This window comes from Streptomyces sp. NPDC002671, assembly GCF_053592475.1.
Map to the genome: position 1 here is coordinate 79,451 of NZ_JBSFVU010000004.1, position 16,186 is coordinate 95,636.

The window sequence follows — 16,186 nt, forward strand, 5'->3', positions numbered from 1 at the left end:
CGAGGGCCAGCTCGTCTCGGTGCCGGCCCTCGTGATGTGTTGACGCCTCGAAGACTCAGAGCGTTGCCTCGTCTTCGAGGCTTCCGGCACTGATGGCGCCTCGCAGGACGCGGGCGATCTCCTCGGGCTTGAGGTCGATGCCGTCGAGGGCTTCCACGGTCAGCGGGATCTGCTCCAGCGCGTATTCACCACGGCCCTCGGCGCTGAACTCGGGACCGGTGCGGTCCTCGAAGGACCAGGTCGCGATGCGGGCGAGGTAGAAGAGCTGACGCTCGTCGTCGGTCTCCATCGTGTGGAGTAGGCGGACGATGTCGGCCTTCCCCGCGATCTCCTCGTGGATCTCCCGATGGAGGGCGGCCTCCCGGGACTCGTCGCTGGGCTCGACGCCCCCGCCGGGGAGCACCCAGTACTCGGGGATGTCGGGCTTGGTGCGCCGGATGACCAGCATCGTGTCGTCAGCGGTGACGAGGACGGCGCGGACTCGTTCCTTCATTTCGTTCTGTCTCCTTGCTTGTTGACGGTCTCAGTGCAGCAGCCATCCGCCGTCGACGTGGACGGATTGCCCAGTGATGAACGACGCGGAGGGGCCCACGAGGAACGCCACCAGGGCCGCGACGTCTTCGGGTCGCCCCCTGCGAGGGACGCACTGGCGCTTGATCTGCTCCTCCGGACGGGCACGGTGCTGGGCGGGGATGGCGTTCTCGGCCTCGACCTGGATGGCTCCGGGCATGACCGTGTTGACGCAGATCCCGTACGGGCCCAGTTCGCGGGCGAGGGAGCGGGTCAGGCCCAGCAGCCCGGCCTTCGCGGTGCTGTACGCGACGAGGTTCGTGCGGCCGACGCGGGCGTTGACGCTGCCGATGTTCACGATCCGTCCCCAGCGACGTTCGATCATGCCGGGGGTCACCGCGTGGCAGGTGCGGTAGTGCGCGGTGAGGTTCACGTCGAGGGAGTAGTTCCAGGCGGCCTCGTCGGTGTCCTCCCAGGGAACGCGGGGGTAGGAGCCGGCGTTGTTCACGAGGATGTCGATGGGGCCGATCTCGGCGCGGACGAGGTCGACCATGGTCTGGACGGCGGCGGGGTCAGTGAGGTCGGCGTTCGCCGCGATGCCGGGGCTGCCGTCGCGCTCGAAGGCGGCGAGGAGAGCGTGGGCGTCGGGGTCCTGGCCGAGGTGGTTGACCGCGACGGTCGCGCCGGCGGCGGCGAGCGCACGTCCGATCTCGGCGCCGATGCCGGTGGCCCCGCCGGTGACGAGGGCAGTGCGGCCCTGGAGCGGGCGGGCCTGGAGAGGGGTCTCAAGCAGGGGCAGGGACATTGCTGCTCCGTTCGCCAGAGTGGGGGTAGGGGGCCGGTGCGGTGCTGAAGAAGGTCTCAATCGTCGTGAGCGGGTGCTGGCTCTCGGCGAGCTTGATCAGTACGAGCAGGAGGTCGTGGCCGCTGAGCCGCGAGGGTGGGATGACGCCGAGGATGCGCAGGGCGAGGAAGGCGTGGATCTCCTCCAGGCCACGGCCGTCCTCCCCGCGAAGGCCCTCCAGGGCCCGTGCGATGGCTGCCTGGCGGCCAGGTCCGGTGTTCCAGGAGTACCGGACGTCGACGTGGCGGCTGCCCTCGTGCAACTCCAGGCGCTCGATGCTCGGGCGGGCCAGTGACGGCAGGGCGAGGCGGAGGGTGCGGGCGTACACGTCGGGCTGGTAACGGGGGACGAGCCAGCCTCCCAGGGCCATCAGGTACCAGAGCAGGTTGGCGGCTTCACCCACGGCGCTGTTGCGGCCAGCGAATTCGAAGTCGAGCCAGCACAGCGGGTCGGCGATGTTGGGTTCCGTGGGGTCGCCCTGGGTCAGGCCGGCCAGCCAGCGGCGGTCGGGGGCCAGGACCTGGCGGAGGCTGTCGATGATGTCCGCGACGTTCAGCGTCAGCTGCCGGCCGTTGGCGGTGAGAGTGAAGTCGGCCAGTTCTCGGAGGGTGAGGGTCGTACTGGTGTGGGGCAGAGCGATCGGCAGGTCACGGCGGAGGTACCAGCGATCCAGGCGCCCACCCGGGCGGATCCGGTCGAGGTAGAGGTCCGGAACACATTCGGCCAGCGCCACGCGCTTGGCGGTCTCCTCGGCCGCCGCCCGCAGGTCGGTACAGACGCCGTCTACGAGGCGGTCCAGGCGGGGCCGCGCGGCCGGGTCGCGGTCGGCGAGGGCGATCACATCGCCCATCAGAAGTTCGCACCGGCCGGTGGCGAAGACGTCCTCGTACGCGAGGAGCTGCCTGTCCGGTAACGCGACCTGCCCGTGAAGGCCGGGAACCGCGATGCGGGAAGCGAGCTGGGTCCAACCTCTCACTTCGACTTCGGCCTGTTCGCGGGTCGCCACCGGCTTGTGGAAGGTGCCCGCTGTCGCCGGGGCCCGCCAGGCGCTCGCGCTCACCGCCTTTCCCCGGGAAGGGTGTCCAGCCAACTCTGAAGGACGAGGGTCGCGAGCGCTTCGGCGGCGGGGCGCTCGGTGCGGGCGGTGGTGACCGCGCTCGGGTCCTGTCGTTTGGCGTCGAGGAGGACGGTGAGGGCGTCGCTGTCGGAGGGGCACTCGATCCCGTTGAAGCGGAGCTGGATCTTCGCGAGCAGCGCGGTGACCTTGTAGAGGCTCCGGAGGTCGGGTGCCCCCTTGAGGAGCTGGCGGCGGATCTCGATAGCGGCCTGGATGCCGTCGCGCAGGCTCACGTCGATGTCGGTGGCGGCGTCCGGGGCCGGCAGGGCAAGGCCGGGGGCCGACCACAGCGGGACCAGCGCTCCGCTGCCGATGAGGGCGAGGACGTGGAGGAGCCGGGAGGTCACGGCGCCAGCCCGGCACTCGGCTCGAGTCAGCACGGTCATGCCGAGTTTGACCCCGCCGAGTTCGGCCTCCAGCTCCGCGAGAACCTGGCGGATCCCGTCGAGGGAGGAGGCATCGGCGACGACGAACACGTCGAGGTCGCTCCAGCCGTGCTGGTACTTGCCCCGGGCCCCGCTGCCGGTGACGGCCAGCAGGTCGATCAACGGCTGCGGCCCGGTGGTGCGGTCGAGGAACTCGGCCAGGTAGGACTCCAGGTGGACCGGGAGTCCGAGCGCGTTGACCGGCATGGTGCTGGGCTGGTGCTCCGGCCAGCGGTGGTCGAGCGCGATGCGGTCCAGTCGGCGTTCCAGTTCTAGCCGCGGCCCGTCATTGCCGATGACCTCGTGGGCAATGGAGGCGATCTTGTCCGCACCTCGTACGCTCTTGACGACGTCGCGGTCGGCGACGTCCTGGGCCCCGGCGGTGCCCCGCCGTGTGCGCGTGGTCTCGGAGGCGTCCAGGTAGACGATGGTGAGCTGGGATCCGAGCATCCGGGCGAGTTCGGCGGTCGAGTCGAAGTCGTGCAGCGACTCGATGCTGACGGAGTCGAGAAAGTGGTGGGCCTGGCAGAACCGGTCCAGCGCGTCCACGATCAGCTCGGCCTGGACGACGGAGCCCAGCCTGTAGGGGTCGGGGATGCCCGCCCGGCTGGCCGCGTCCTCGATGAGGTGTCCGATCTTGAGGCGGGCGTGGCCATGGTGCGTGCGCAGGTACTCACCGGCGGTGCTCTTGCCGCTCTCCGACATGCCGCCCAGAGCGGTGACGTGCACGCCGGCCAGGGCCCGGCCGGGCACGCTCGGGTGCAGGGGCGCCAGGAGCTGGCGCACCTCGTCCTGGATGGTGACGGTCGGGCGGTCGCCGATACGGATCGACATCGGGAAGCGGCCGTCGTCGACGAGCCGGTTGATCTGCTCGTGGAGGTGGCGCTGGTAGGCCGCGTAGGTGTCGGTGACGGTCACCTCATGGGACAGGCTCCGCCGGGTGCCTTCCTCGGGGTCGCCGCAGTGCAGGAGGACGAGGGCGTACTCGTCCTGCTCGGCGGCCCGGAGGTCGGTCTCGTACGGGGACAGCAGGAGCCGGGTTCGGTCAGCAGCCTGCGCGGTGCCCAGGTTCTCCCGTACGGCGACCGTCGCCGCCACGGACGCCTCCAGCATGGGGATGCCCCGGTCCAGCAGGCGCACCGGCGCGGAGAACGGGTGCCGGGAGCGTTCCAGGTAGGAGGTGGCGAGGACGTCGGCGACCTCCTCGACCGGGCCGGTCTCGAACCACCAGCGGGCCATGCCGTCGGCCTTGATGACGGCCCAGCGCGGGTCGTAGTGGTCGAGCGGGCCGGCCGAGGTCGCGGTCGGGCCCATGCGCCGGGCCAGGATCCCGATCTGCTTGGTCTTCCCGGTGTTGTCGGGACCGCTGAACGCGACCGACACGGGGTGCATGTCGTTGCTGTGCTGGCTGGGCATCGGCTTCCCTTCTTTCGCTGGTGATGCGAGGCACGCGAGGGCCGGCGCCTCTATCGGGCGCTGTCGGCCAAGGGGATGTCGTCGACGCTGACTGGCGGGTGCGCCAACGGCTTCTGCGCGGACGACTGCTCGGCCTGGACCATGACTCCGAGGACCGCGAGTCCAGCAGCCGTGCCGAGCGCCCAGACCCAGCTCAGGGCCGTCCCCAGCGGGTCGGATAACGGAACCCGGCTCACCGCCGCACCTCCCGGAGGGCGGGGTAGCGGCGGCCGACACCGACCACTCGGGAAGGCGGGATCGTGCGGTTCCGTGCGCTGTCAGCGGTCATCGCCACCGTCGGTTCCTCTCACGTGTCCGGGCAGGCGCCAACAGGCCCTGAACGGGGCCTGTTCGAGCCATTCGGAGATCTGCGGGGTGATGTTCAGTGAACGGCGGTCCGCCCTCCCGGGACAGGGCCCAGGATGTAGTCCTGCGTAATCCCGCGTAATCCAGGTGGGGAGGGTGACGGGGTGCCGAGGAACCCGGCCGTCGCGGACATGATCAAGCGGGCCTGCCAAGAAAGGGGCTGGGGTCCCTCGGAGTTGGCACGTGCCCTTGGCCTGGCCGAATGCGGCGATCCGCGGCGCTTACAGCGCCAGCACGCTCGACGGTGGATCGAGGGGGAACGGACGCCCGGGCACTGGTGGCCCTACATCGCGCAGGTGCTGGGGCTGGACCCCGAGGCGATCAACCTTCCGGAGCCCATGCCTGCGGCACTCCACGCAGATACCGTTGCATCAGTCCTGCACCTGGGAAGGAGCGACGTGGAACGTCGGGAGTTCATCCTCGCCTCCAGCGGATACGCCCTGTCCGCACTCGGCCTGCCCGACATGGACAGCATCACCCGCCGGACCAAGACCGCCCTCGCCGGAGCCGTCCGCGTCGGCCAGGGCGAGGTGGCCGCCGTACGCCACATGGTCAAGGCACTCGGCGACTCCGCCTCCGAGCTCGGCGGCGGACACGCCCGCCACCTGGCCGTCCGCTACCTCACCCAGGACGTCGCCCCCTGGCTGGAGGGCCGCTTCACCGAGGCCACCGGCCGCGACCTGTTTGCCGCCACCTCCCAGCTCGTCCACCTCGCCGGCTGGATGGCCCAGGACGAAGGCGACACCCCCGAACTCCGCGGACTCGCCCAGCGCTACTACGCCCACTCCTTCCGCCTGGCCGCCGAAGCCGGCGATCCGGAGCTGTCCGCGACCGCCCTCCGAGGCCTCGCCGTGCAGTGCGTCGACCTCGGCTACCGGGCCGAGGCCGTCCAGCTGGGCGAAGCCTGTGTGGACTACGGCCGCCACCTCGACAACCCGCGCGCCGTCGCCTACTACGAGGCCACCCTCGCCAACGCCGCCGCGCAGGACGACGACCGCCGCATGGCCACCAAGCACCTCGCCATGTCCGAGACCGCCATCGGCAAGCCGGCCGCTGCAGGCGGCGACTCCTGGGCCGCCCACTACTCCCCCGGCCGCTGGGCCCACGAGTCCGGCATGATCCTCTCCCGCCTCGGCGACCTCGACGCCGCCGAAGAGCACCTCCACCTCGCCCTCGACATCCACGGCCTCGACCGCCGCCGCACCCGCGCCATCGTCCTCGCCGACCTCGGCGGCGTCCGCCTCCGCCAAGGCGACGTCGACGGCGCCATGGCCACCTGGCGCGACTTCCTCGACTGCGCCGACGGCATCCGCTCCGTGAAGGTCCAGGCCGCCCTCCAGGACATGCGCGTCCGCCTGCGCCGATACAACGGAGTCCCAGAGGCCCAGGACCTTCGGGAGCAAGCGGCTCGCATCATGGGCTAGCAACGCCCGAAACCCCGCGCCATCACACTCCACACGTCTACTGCTCCGAAGCGGGGCCTGCGTCGTTAGGGACGATGACCTTGATGCCGGCCTCAGTCAGCCAGCGCGATCACCGCAGCGACGACGAGCACCGGAGCAGTGCTCGCGCCAGAAGCGAAATCGAACACACATACCATTCGGGCGGCAGGTGCCCTTGCGTCCCATCCTGCGGTCCGGCACCCTGGCGGCGAGGAGGCCTTGTGGGCTGCTACTGACGATCGGGAGGTGGCATGGAGGCAATGAATTCTCATGGGGCCTTGCTCGCTCTGTGCATCGCACGCCTTCCCGATCAGTGCCTCCCGCGGCACGCATGGGCGGCCGAAGTACTCGTGGAGCAGCTGTGGGAGTGTTCCGTTGGCGCAGGCCACGAGGAATGGCGAGCGCTACTGACCCCACTCATCCCTGGCGGCAGAATCGATGCCCGGCGCGTCCGCAGCGAGGTCTGGGAGCTCGCCCGGAACGGACTTCTCGAACCAGATGGGACCGGTCGGGAAGCGCGGTTCAGGGTGACACCCGAGGCGGCAAAGGCATGTCTAAGCGTGATCCCGTTGGCCTCTGCCGACCAAGAAGTCGTAACGAAGGCAGTTGATCAGTTGACGGCCCGCTTGTTCACCCCCTCGAAGTAGGTGCGCGCCTGAGGGTGGTCAATAGTCGGCACCACGGCGGCCTCGCCAGCACGCCGCCAGGAGGCGGCCTTACGTCGGAACGTGACCAGTTCGACCCCACCCGCCTTCGCGGGGCTCGCCGTGACTCTCCATTGCTCATCACGACGCAGATGCGGAGCCTGCCACACGTTAGCGTCAACCTCACTCCAATCAGCGATCTTGATGGCCGCAAGGGCGGCACTCATGTCGCGGGCACTAGCAAAACGCTCGATGGGGTCGGGATGAGTGGCTCTGGCGATCAGCTGCCGCAGGCGACGGCAGACCCAGACGGGAAGCCGACGATCACTGTCACGCAAAGGCGAGAGTCCCCCCTGGAGGGCGTCGACGACCTCGGTTCGGGTGTAGGAGGCGTAGTCGAACCTTCCCGCAAGGAGTTCGATCAGGACGAGCCCCAGAGAGTAGAGATCAGCTGCGCGGGTGATTCGAGGACCGACCATGATTTCTGGCGGGGAGTACACGTGCGCCACCTGGACAGCGGGGGTAGCTCCGGAAGCGTCCATGGCGCCAGCGACACCTAGATCACCGATCTTGACGAGATCGGCGTCATTGGTGAGGAACAGGTTGGGGCTCTTGATGTCGCGATGCAGGATGCCGTGACGCTCATGCATCTCCGTCAGCCCCTGTAGCGCCGCCTGGACGATACGCAGCGCCTTCGTGGGCGCAAAAGTCTCGCCGCGCTCAAGAGCGTCAGTAATGCTCCCCCTCTCGAAGAACGGCATGAGGATTTCAACCACGCGCATGGGCGAGGGGTAGCTGGGGACGCTGGCCACGGCCCGCACGTCCACGATGTTGGGGTGCTTGATCATCTCCATGAGACCGGGTTCGATCAGATCGCCAACATCTTGAAATTCCGACAAATCTATACGTTTGCCTACAAGCCAGTTATTGAGGACGGGATCCCACCACACATGAACCTCGTGGACCCCAATCGGCATGCTCTGCAGGCACTCGTAGTCCAGTACAAGGCGTCTCCCGCGCTCACTCACTGTCGCATTCTCCGTCGCTCGGTCTCCGGGGTCACCGGTCGTCGCCAGGGATCGAATCGATCACGGCGGCGAGCGCCGCGGCGAAAGCGTCCCCGCGGCCCAGGTTCCAATATTTGGGTCGCGTGGCGGCACCGATCCGCTCCAGAGGGATGGTGCTGAGCGAGGCGGCCGTGACACCCACAAGCTTTCCGATCTTTTCAGTCGCCCACTCCTCACAGCGGATGCCGTCCTCGTGACAAGCCAGTTGAGCGAGGGTGACCATGGCGGCGCGGTCAGCAGCCTGGCGATAGGACCAGTTGTTGTACTTGCGGGTGGCGACGAGCACCACAAGGTCCGGAGCAAGGACGTGAAGGTCCTGGTAGATCCGGCGATAGGTATCACCCGTGCGTTCATAGCCGTTCAGGCCATCCGCCGGCCCGAGACGCTCTGGCGCTCCGGGCACCAAGCGGATCTCCGGGCCCTGCTGGAGAGCCCCGTAGTGGAGTGCGCCGGAGTTGACGGCGATGCCGAGGACTTTCACATACCACTACTTTCAGGCGGGACGACGGTCACGGGAAGTGCAATCGTGCCCGGGAAGCGCTAGTGGTTCAACCACGAACGACGCGAAGGCCACGGGACTCTGCCGGCAACCTGACCCCTCCGGCTGCACCGACGAGGACAGCCGCGAAGTTGCGGCGGCCGCGCAGCGGCGCGCCCACTCGCCGACGAAGACCAGGCCGTCGGTCCCCGTCCTCAGCGAACCACTCCAGATGCCGAGGGGCGTCGAGGAGGACAAAGCCGGGAGGGCGATCTCCGGCTTGTCCGCACGGGACTTGGCGACATCGATCGCCGGCTGCCTGTGTTCAGCTCCGGGGCAGCCCTGTGCACGTGAACCGAGCCCGCCTCGAGGTCGATGTCGGTGCGGCGCAGCTCGGGCAAGTTCCTCCAGGCGCATGGAGGCGGATGCGCCAGCAAGACCATCAGCCTCCAGCGGCGGCAGGTCGAGCCCGCGCCGCCCAGCTGTCACGGTGAACGACGCCCCGGCTAGCGACAGCAGCCACGAAGACGGTTCCCCAGCGGTCGAACTGCCATGTGCCGACGGAATGATGGAGGATGACCGCTGAGCGATGCAGCTAGGGTCGCCGACATGGCCAGGCTTCCCCGCTGAGGGCGACTGGCGCTGCTCCCTCCTCCGGAATTCCCATGGCATCACAGGGTTATGCACCATTTAGCTGTCTACAGGATATATCTCAAAGAACCCGCTGGGGCGGGCAGCTGTCTTGGCGTCAGAGCTTGAGCACAGCCAGCCGGAGGTGCCATGGTGACGCCTGTGAGTGAGCAAGCACCATGGGAGGGACTCACTCCGGAGGAGGTCGCCGCCGGAGTCGCTGAGACCCAGAAATTCCTCTTGGATCGGAAGGCGACACATCGGAGTCATGTCCCCGTCCGGCGCGACTTTGTGCAGCTCCCGCCACGAGCGGAGAGCCGGCACAGTCTCCTCGCCCAGTTCGTGCAGGGCCGGGACGCGCGCGGACTGAAGGCATACCTATTCATCATCGCGATCACCAGCTCCGACCTGGACGGCTGGAGCACAACGCTCAACAGCTCCGTCTGGGCAAGAGCAATTGGCGCGACGTCGACAGCAGAACCGACAAGCGCGCGAGCGGCGGTCAACAAGATCTTCGGTCGCCTACAGCAACGTCGGTTGATCAACTACGGCCGAGTCCCTGGCACGCACGACATCAGGGTCACCCTGCTGCGCGAGGACGGCCGAGGCGGGGAGTACACACGCCCCGGCCGGGAGAACCGAGACCCGTATCTGAAGATCTCCCGCGACCTATGGGACTCAAGAGCGATCGATGATCTAGGTCTGCCAGGCCTGGCCATGCTCCTCGTCCTGAGCTGCGAGCGCCCAGGCTTCGAGCTGCCGCCCGAGCGGACTCCGGACTGGTACGGCTGGTCGGCGGACACGACGGAGCGAGGCTTCAAGGAGTTGGCCCGCAAGGGATTCATCGAAGTCAAGAAGACCTTCAAGTCGGCGCCTACCAGCCCGAGGGGTTACACCCACAGCAACCGCTACACACTCCTGCCCCCGCACACCCACCGAGGGCGTAGCACCTCTCAGATGGATGCACCTGTCAGCTAGGTGCGTCGAGAAGGCAACAGAGCCTCTGTGGGGTGCGGCAGAGCCGCACCCCACAGAATCCCAGACTGAGGCCGCGCGCCGGCAAGCAAATGCTGCCTCACCTGCAAGCAGTCCATCATCGGAAGGAGAACTACTTGAGCACCAACCGTAGCGCGCCGAAGCAGACCGGCGATCCCGTGATCAACATCAACCTATCTGGGAACGCACAGCTGAACTGGGCTTACGGCGACCAGATCTCGAGTAACCAGTCCCACGCTGGTGCCGAGTCTCCAGACAGGCACCCCTTATGGAAGAGCATGATCTTTTGGACAGCGGTCGGGGTCATCGCCACCGCCGCGGGCGCCATCGCCGCCTTCCTGTAGATACCGTCCGCTACAGCGGAGGATGTCGCGACAACCCCACAAACCGCCGCCGGCAGGACCGAACCTCCTGCTGGAGAAACAGACAAGGAGTCAGCAGTAGGGTGCGGGGGCTTCGCCGAGTCGACCGGTCGCGCACGTAGGCCGTCCGCCTCCTTTGGGCGCGAAGCGGCCCAGGCGAGCCCCACTAACCTTTCGCCCCTCACCCGCCACCGACCGCGTGCCCCATCCGTGCCCTTCAGGACGGTAAACAGCGGGCACCATGGGTCCAGACGGGGCCTCGCGAGTGGCTAGGCGAAGGATCGTATCCGCAGGTCAGAAGCCGTTTAAACGTCGTGAGCCGGCATTGATTCCCAAGCTCAGGTCTCACCGCCGTCTTGGCCCGTCAGTCCAGCCAGACGAGCACCGCATCATTCGCCCTGGCGGCAGCCTCGAAGAACTGGGTGAGTCCGTCGTACCAGGGACGCGCCCACTCCAGCACGCCGGGCTCACTCCATCCGAGGGGGTACGCACCAGCGAGGGGGTACACCTCGGCACTGGTCAGCTCAGCAGGATCCACCCCGCTGATGAGCTGGGTATAGGTGGTCGCCCGCAGAGCTTTTCCAGCGAGCCGGACCCGCTCGGTTCTCAGGTATCTCGGAGGCCCGTATCCCCAGTCCTCGTCCTCGGCGAACGGCTCCTCACCGTGGATCACGTTCACCGGGAACTCGGCACGCTCCAGCAAGAAGCGGAGCATGTCCCAGGTCTTGTACGTGCTGAAGTGACGCGCCCCGGCCGGCGCAGGCTCGGACTCCTCCTCGGTGTCCTGGACCTCTTCCACGAAATCCAACGCCCAGTCGGGGTCTTGGATCGCTCGGTCAAGCTCAGTAGCCGTGACACGCAGGTACTCACCGATCATGCTCATGGCCGGAGGGTAGGCGAAACTACTGACAAGGACCGCAGCGTGCCTCGCCGGACGGCCGCAGCCTGCGCATGGTCCCGCATTGGGAGATGACCCGGTCGGACGACGGCACGAGCTGTGCCGGGAACAGGGGGACGGTGAGCAGGAGACGCTACGTTGCCAGGGGCGTGCCAGGGGGCTACCGCATCTGGGACAGCCGAGGACGTCGATGGTGGGGCGATCTCTACGAGTTGTGCCCTGACGATCTCCTTGCTGAGCTCAACGGTCAGGCGGACCAAGTCCGGATCACTGCGCTGATGAAGCGCTACAGGGCGCAGCAGCGGTAGGTAGCGCCGGAGCCTGGACGACGAATGCGCGTCGGCTGATCGAGCTATGGGGCGGGCCGGCTGATGGTCACGTCGAGAGCGCGGGCGTCCCAGCCCGGGTTGTCCACGGCTATGCAAACGCTCCAGGCCCCTCGGTCCCCGACCTGATGCACGAAGCGGGTGAGGCCTTCGACGTCACCTACGGCCAGGCGCCCGTTGTCCAGTAGGAGTTGGCCGTCGAACACAGTGGTGAACGCCGGGTCGGCGCACACGGAGTCGCCGAGGTCCATGAACAGGCGCACCCGAATGAGGCCCGACTGCGCCCGGACACGCACCGCGACATGGGTGTCGCAACTGGCCGCGTCCGCATCGCCCAGCTCCAGGGATACGGGCACCCAATCCGTCGCGCCCAGGTGCAGCACCGGATGATTCACGTACACCTCAACACCTGAGATCTGCACCCGACGCCTCCACTCACCAGGACGAACAGTCGGCCAAACCTAGCCGGTACCCCGGACAGGGTTCAGGGGACGCTCACCGCGGACGCGTTGTCAGAGGTCGATGAGACCGTGCGTTCATGGACAAGCTCTTCGATCTCCCTGAACCTGAGATACCGGAACAAGCGGTCATCGCCCACTATCGCCTGAGCGACGACCAGTACGGCACGAGAGCCGAGCGCGAAGCGGTCTTCAATGCTGAGCGCGCCATGGCGGCCTCAGTTGACGAGGCAGGTGTCGGTGAGGTCGACGGTAACGAGTTCGGTGGAGGCGAGGCAGCGCTGTACGCCTACGGGGCGGACGCCGAAGCGCTCTTCAAAGTCATGGAGCCGACACTCCGCAGCCTGCCGTTCAGGCCGGCACACGTCGTGTTGCGACAGGGGATCAGCGAGACGGAATCCCGAGTGGATCTGTAACGCGGTACAGCAGCCAAGTACAGCAACCCCTAGCCGACGCTCACAGCGCGACTTCTGACATCCATCGCTGAGATTCGGACTGGTCGAGGTGAAACGGGGCCTGCGTCGCAGGCGCCAGCGGTAGGTTGTGCCTTCGGCGACTATGCGTCGTGACCCCTTGCGGCCCAGTGCCATGTCTTCCCCTCGCCGCCAGGATGCCGGCGGGCGGGCGCGGTGGAGTCACCGGCCGAGCTGAGCCGCCAGGAACACCGCTGCCACCGAGGGGCGGACTGCGTACGTTGCGCCCGTGCTCCCCTCGGGGGCCTCCCACCAGTGGAACGGATACCGCCGCCCGCTATTGCCGTGTCCCTTGGCCATCCCGGACAGCACGCCTGCCACGCGCCGTGCCGGATCGCCCTCATCCGGCCCGCCCAGGACCTCATCCACCAGCTCCGTGCAGTGGATCGTCCGGCCAGGGTTGCGCAGCAGGTACTCGAACACCCGCCGGGCCTGCGGCGCGAGTTCGGTCAGAAACACCGCGGCGCGTTCCAAGTCCTCCGGGCCCCATTCCGGGGCATCGTGGTGCCCCTCTTCGCCAGAATGCTCAGCCCATCGCGGATCAGCTTCGGTCAGATACTCCGTCACATCAGCCCCCACATCTCGCTTTTGAGCGCCTTCATTCTGCCGCGTTCCCAACCCGGTTCGCGCCGCCGCACCAAGCGATTTCAGCCGAAGCGGCCCTCCACGTAGTCCGCCGTGCGGGGGTCGGACGGGGTGGTGAACATCGTGGAGGTGGGGCCGTGTTCCACGATGGCGCCGGGGGTGCCCTGTTCGGCGAGGAAGAAGGCGCACTGGTCGGAGATGCGAGCGGCCTGTTGCATGTTGTGGGTGACGATCACGATGGTCACCTCCTGGGCGAGTTCGCGGATCGTCTCCTCGATGCGAAGGGCGGAGGTGGGGTCCAGGGCGGAGCAGGGCTCGTCCATCAGGAGGACCTTGGGGCGTACGGCCAGGGAGCGGGCGATGCACAGGCGTTGCTGCTGGCCTCCGGAGAGTGCGCCGCCGGGCTGGCGGAGCCGGCCGCGGACCTCCTGCCACAGGCCCGCCTTGGTGAGGCATTCCTCGACGAGGTCGTCGCGGGCTTCGCCGTTCAGGTGCGTGCCGGTGAGCTTGAGGCCCGAGGTGACGTTGTCGTAGATGGACATCGCGGGAAAGGGGTTCGGCTTCTGGAAGACCATGCCGATGTTCCGCCGGGTCTGGTTGTGCTGGCACTCCCGGTGCCGGTGATAGGGCCGTCCGGCCGTGGCGGCGTCCTGTCCGTCGAGTTCGATCCGCCACATCCACGTGCCCGTCACATCGGCCATGGCTAGGACCGACCGTACGTCCCCGAGGCGCTGCCGGAGCTGGATCACCGCGGCCTGGCACACGGGCAGGCTCTCGAACGCCCTGGCGCAGCGGCCGAGTTCACGGTTGTTGGCGCCGACCAGCCGCCATCCGACGGGTCTGAGCCCTCCGTCCGGTCTCAACTTGGCTTGTTGCTGGGCTAGTTGGCTCAGCAACGGGGACATGCCAAGATCCTCCGTCGGCACATACATCAAGCGCGGGCGGACCATGCGGACCGACCCCCCTCCCCTGCGTGTTCTGGCCTCCGGCCGAAAAGGCCTCCCCCTGGCGCCCTGAGAGTCACCGTCCGTGCGGTGTCTGTGAACACGGCTCGATGAAGGCCGAACGGAGCGAAGATGAACGGGAGGCGCAGGTGACCCAACGCGATGACGATCAAGGTTGCAGTCACACTGCGTCCCGACAGCGCCTGGAGGGGGCTAGGAGGAACGGCGCTCCGCGTCGGCCAGTTGGCCCAGGCCAGGGAGCAGCCGACAAAGCCGGCGCCGACGATTTGGGCACCCTTCGCTGCTACGGATTTAGCTTTTAGCTTGCGGAAACAGGCAGGATGAGGGCGGGGCAGGAAGTCGGATGTAATCCGCGCGAATGCCTGCCAGTGAAGGCAATAGGCGGGGTAATGCCGTCCAGTACGTTGTCGGCCACGTCATACCTTGACGCAAAGTCCCCAAGTAAAGGGCCAGACATCTTTCCCCCGCAAGCGACGGGTAAGGGCGGCGTCAATTTCTCGTAAGCCGTTCGGCTCAACGTTCATCAGCTCGTCCAGAAGTCCCACCAGCGCGTCAGCACGAGCATCCCGACCACCCCGGTGTGCAGCACCGGGAGCACCCAGGTGAACTCGGCGAAGAAGCCCCGCAGCCAGCCGGGCGCGGGCAGGAAGCCTTCTCTGACGATCAGTGAGGTGACGTACCAGAACAGCACGATCGTCGCGACCCAGGCCAGGCAGCACCACAGGCACAGTGCGTTGATCCGGTACAGCGACTGGAACTGCAGCCAGGAGACGAACCCGATCCCGAACAGGCACCCGGCCCAGAACAGCAGCCAGTACCAGCCGGGGAAGCGGGTCCCGGCCAGCAGGCTCATGCCGACGCAGACGACGATGCCGTACGCCACCAGGCCCAGCATCGGGTTGGGGAACCCGAAGGCCGAGGCCTGGTCGCTCTTCATCACGCTGCCGCAGGACACGACCGGGTTCAGGCTGCACCCGGGCACGAAGTTCGGGTTCTCGAGCAGCTTGAACTTGTCGAGGGTGATGACCCAGGAGGCGAGCAATCCGGCCGCCCCGCTGAGCACCAGCAGCAGACCGAGGCCCCGGCCGCCGGCGGTGGCCTTGGTCATCAGCCGCGCAGGCTGCGGGCCGGCAGGATGACGTGCGCGGCGGCGTTCAGGGTGTCCTCGGCGCCCGCGAACGCGGCCAGTGCGGCCGGGTCGACGGTCTTGCCGGGCTCGCCCTCGGGCCAGGCCCGCTTGGTGAACACGAGGTAGGCGTAGCCGCGTTCGGCGACGGCGGCGAGCCACTCCTTCGGCGCGTCGGCCTGGGCGACCAGCTGCGGCATGTTGACGACGGCCTGACCGGCCTCGACCAGCAGGGTGACGGGCAGGCTGGGCTTGGTGGTGCCGTCGACGAGTTCGCCGCCGACCGGCAGGCCGTTGCTCACCAGCAGGTGCTCGACCGCCGCCGCAGTGGCCTTCGGGCCGCCCTGGGCGTCCCCGAGGGAGTAGGCCAGCAGGTAGGGCATGTCGGTGCCGTCCGGGGCCTCGCCGCTCCAGGCCAGGACGACGAGCGTGCCGAGTTCGGCGGCGCGGAAGGCACGGGATTCGCTTGAGGTTGAGGTCACCGCGCGACCTTATCGACGCGGCCTCGCGCCGCCGGGCGGCTTCTCACCCTTCCGGACCAGTGCCCGCCGCCGCTCCACACGAATGAGGGACGCGGTCCCGGGAACGGGCCCGGACACACCGAGGGCCGGTCCGCGGCTGCGGTACCGGCCCTGCGGGGGGGTCAGCTCTGCAGGGGCAGGCCGCCGAGCAGAGGGTTGTGCTGGTTCAGCGCGCCGGTCGCACCCTTGACCGTGTTGAGCACGGAGTCCTTGTTCTCGGTGTTCAGCGCGTCCGACTGGTGCTGGAGCGGCATCGCGTCATCCAGGGTGAGGGGGCCCTTGGCGAGCGTGTTCACGGCGCCGTTGAGGCTGGAGGGCGTCAGGTCGGCGGTGCTGTGGGCGAACGCGGGCGCGGCAACGCCGACAAGGGCCACGGAACCGGCAACGACGGCGGCAGCCTTCAGGGACTTCATCGTGTTCCTCTCTTCGGCAACTCAAGTCGCCCCAGGGAATTCTGACGCCGTGCCTAACGAGCCCCCGTCAGGCCGGAAACCCCGT

Annotated in this window: 19 protein-coding genes; 5 read left to right on the forward strand and 14 right to left on the reverse strand. The window is 67.8% G+C overall.

Translation table 11 applies throughout. From position 1 onward, the window contains the following. Positions 1–55: 55 nt before the first annotated feature. Genes ACWD35_RS07155 through ACWD35_RS07175 form a run of 5 tightly spaced genes read right to left on the reverse strand, consistent with a single transcriptional unit; the run spans position 56 to position 4,548 of the window. Positions 56–493, reverse strand: coding sequence for an NUDIX hydrolase (locus ACWD35_RS07155; protein WP_451350145.1), 438 nt, complete (start codon positions 491–493; stop codon positions 56–58). Between the two features lie 30 nt (positions 494–523). Beyond that, on the reverse strand, positions 524–1,315 hold the full coding sequence (locus ACWD35_RS07160) for an SDR family NAD(P)-dependent oxidoreductase (RefSeq protein WP_451350146.1): 792 nt from the start codon (positions 1,313–1,315) through the stop codon (positions 524–526). Then, on the reverse strand, positions 1,296–2,414 hold the full coding sequence (locus tag ACWD35_RS07165) for a hypothetical protein (RefSeq protein ID WP_451350147.1): 1,119 nt from the start codon (positions 2,412–2,414) through the stop codon (positions 1,296–1,298). The genes ACWD35_RS07160 and ACWD35_RS07165 overlap by 20 nt, the downstream gene beginning before the upstream one ends. After that, positions 2,411–4,312, reverse strand: a complete 1,902-nt coding sequence (locus ACWD35_RS07170) for a nucleotidyltransferase domain-containing protein (protein ID WP_451350148.1) — start codon at positions 4,310–4,312, stop codon at positions 2,411–2,413. The genes ACWD35_RS07165 and ACWD35_RS07170 overlap by 4 nt, the downstream gene beginning before the upstream one ends. 50 nt (positions 4,313–4,362) lie before the next feature. Beyond that, on the reverse strand, positions 4,363–4,548 hold the full coding sequence (locus ACWD35_RS07175) for a hypothetical protein (RefSeq protein ID WP_451350149.1): 186 nt from the start codon (positions 4,546–4,548) through the stop codon (positions 4,363–4,365). Positions 4,549–5,115: 567 nt separating this feature from the next. Here ACWD35_RS07175 and ACWD35_RS07180 point away from each other — a divergent pair. Continuing rightward, entirely contained in the window at positions 5,116–6,141 is a 1,026-nt protein-coding gene (locus ACWD35_RS07180; protein ID WP_451350150.1) for a tetratricopeptide repeat protein, read from the forward strand. A 628-nt stretch (positions 6,142–6,769) separates the two neighbouring features. Here the strand turns inward: ACWD35_RS07180 and ACWD35_RS07185 are convergent. After that, on the reverse strand, positions 6,770–7,831 hold the full coding sequence (locus tag ACWD35_RS07185) for a serine/threonine-protein kinase (RefSeq protein ID WP_451350151.1): 1,062 nt from the start codon (positions 7,829–7,831) through the stop codon (positions 6,770–6,772). A gap of 31 nt (positions 7,832–7,862) precedes the next feature. Next, positions 7,863–8,351 carry a hypothetical protein gene (locus ACWD35_RS07190; RefSeq protein WP_451350152.1) on the reverse strand — a complete coding sequence of 163 codons (489 nt, stop codon included), beginning with the start codon at positions 8,349–8,351 and terminating at the stop codon, positions 7,863–7,865. A 1,164-nt stretch (positions 8,352–9,515) separates the two neighbouring features. Here ACWD35_RS07190 and ACWD35_RS07195 point away from each other — a divergent pair. Together ACWD35_RS07195 and ACWD35_RS07200 are read left to right on the forward strand one after the other, a co-directional pair. Then, entirely contained in the window at positions 9,516–9,956 is a 441-nt protein-coding gene (locus ACWD35_RS07195) for a hypothetical protein (RefSeq protein ID WP_451350153.1), read from the forward strand. A gap of 134 nt (positions 9,957–10,090) precedes the next feature. Beyond that, a complete protein-coding gene (locus ACWD35_RS07200) occupies positions 10,091–10,318 on the forward strand; it encodes a hypothetical protein (RefSeq protein ID WP_451350154.1) in 228 nt (75 codons plus the stop codon). A 382-nt stretch (positions 10,319–10,700) separates the two neighbouring features. Here the strand turns inward: ACWD35_RS07200 and ACWD35_RS07205 are convergent, their stop codons facing one another. Next, positions 10,701–11,219: a YfbM family protein gene (locus tag ACWD35_RS07205; RefSeq protein ID WP_451350155.1), complete on the reverse strand. Its 519-nt coding sequence runs from the start codon at positions 11,217–11,219 to the stop codon at positions 10,701–10,703. Positions 11,220–11,353: 134 nt separating this feature from the next. Between ACWD35_RS07205 and ACWD35_RS07210 the strand changes: the two genes are divergently transcribed. Next, positions 11,354–11,542, forward strand: coding sequence for a hypothetical protein (locus ACWD35_RS07210; protein WP_451350156.1), 189 nt, complete (start codon positions 11,354–11,356; stop codon positions 11,540–11,542). 44 nt (positions 11,543–11,586) lie between these two features. Here ACWD35_RS07210 and ACWD35_RS07215 read toward each other — a convergent pair whose 3' ends face one another. After that, positions 11,587–11,961, reverse strand: coding sequence for a hypothetical protein (locus tag ACWD35_RS07215; protein ID WP_451350157.1), 375 nt, complete (start codon positions 11,959–11,961; stop codon positions 11,587–11,589). A 137-nt stretch (positions 11,962–12,098) separates the two neighbouring features. On the opposite strand from ACWD35_RS07215, the gene ACWD35_RS07220 reads away from it, so the two are divergent. Then, positions 12,099–12,434: a hypothetical protein gene (locus ACWD35_RS07220; protein ID WP_451350158.1), complete on the forward strand. Its 336-nt coding sequence runs from the start codon at positions 12,099–12,101 to the stop codon at positions 12,432–12,434. A 219-nt stretch (positions 12,435–12,653) separates the two neighbouring features. Here ACWD35_RS07220 and ACWD35_RS07225 read toward each other — a convergent pair whose 3' ends face one another. From ACWD35_RS07225 to ACWD35_RS07245, 5 genes are all read right to left on the reverse strand, one after another. Next, positions 12,654–13,058, reverse strand: a complete 405-nt coding sequence (locus ACWD35_RS07225) for a DUF6416 domain-containing protein (RefSeq protein WP_451350159.1) — start codon at positions 13,056–13,058, stop codon at positions 12,654–12,656. Between the two features lie 80 nt (positions 13,059–13,138). Beyond that, positions 13,139–13,981 (reverse strand): phosphate ABC transporter ATP-binding protein, encoded by an 843-nt coding sequence (locus ACWD35_RS07230; RefSeq protein WP_451350160.1) that lies wholly within the window; start codon positions 13,979–13,981, stop codon positions 13,139–13,141. Positions 13,982–14,564: 583 nt separating this feature from the next. Next, the gene (locus ACWD35_RS07235; RefSeq protein WP_451350161.1) at positions 14,565–15,149 is read right to left on the reverse strand and encodes a vitamin K epoxide reductase family protein; all 585 of its coding nucleotides are present in this window, start codon (positions 15,147–15,149) and stop codon (positions 14,565–14,567) included. Beyond that, entirely contained in the window at positions 15,149–15,649 is a 501-nt protein-coding gene (locus ACWD35_RS07240; protein WP_451350162.1) for a DUF5949 family protein, read from the reverse strand. Before ACWD35_RS07240 ends, ACWD35_RS07235 begins: the two co-directional genes overlap by 1 nt. A 161-nt stretch (positions 15,650–15,810) precedes the next feature. Further along, positions 15,811–16,101: a hypothetical protein gene (locus ACWD35_RS07245; RefSeq protein ID WP_451350163.1), complete on the reverse strand. Its 291-nt coding sequence runs from the start codon at positions 16,099–16,101 to the stop codon at positions 15,811–15,813. Positions 16,102–16,186 lie beyond the last annotated feature (85 nt).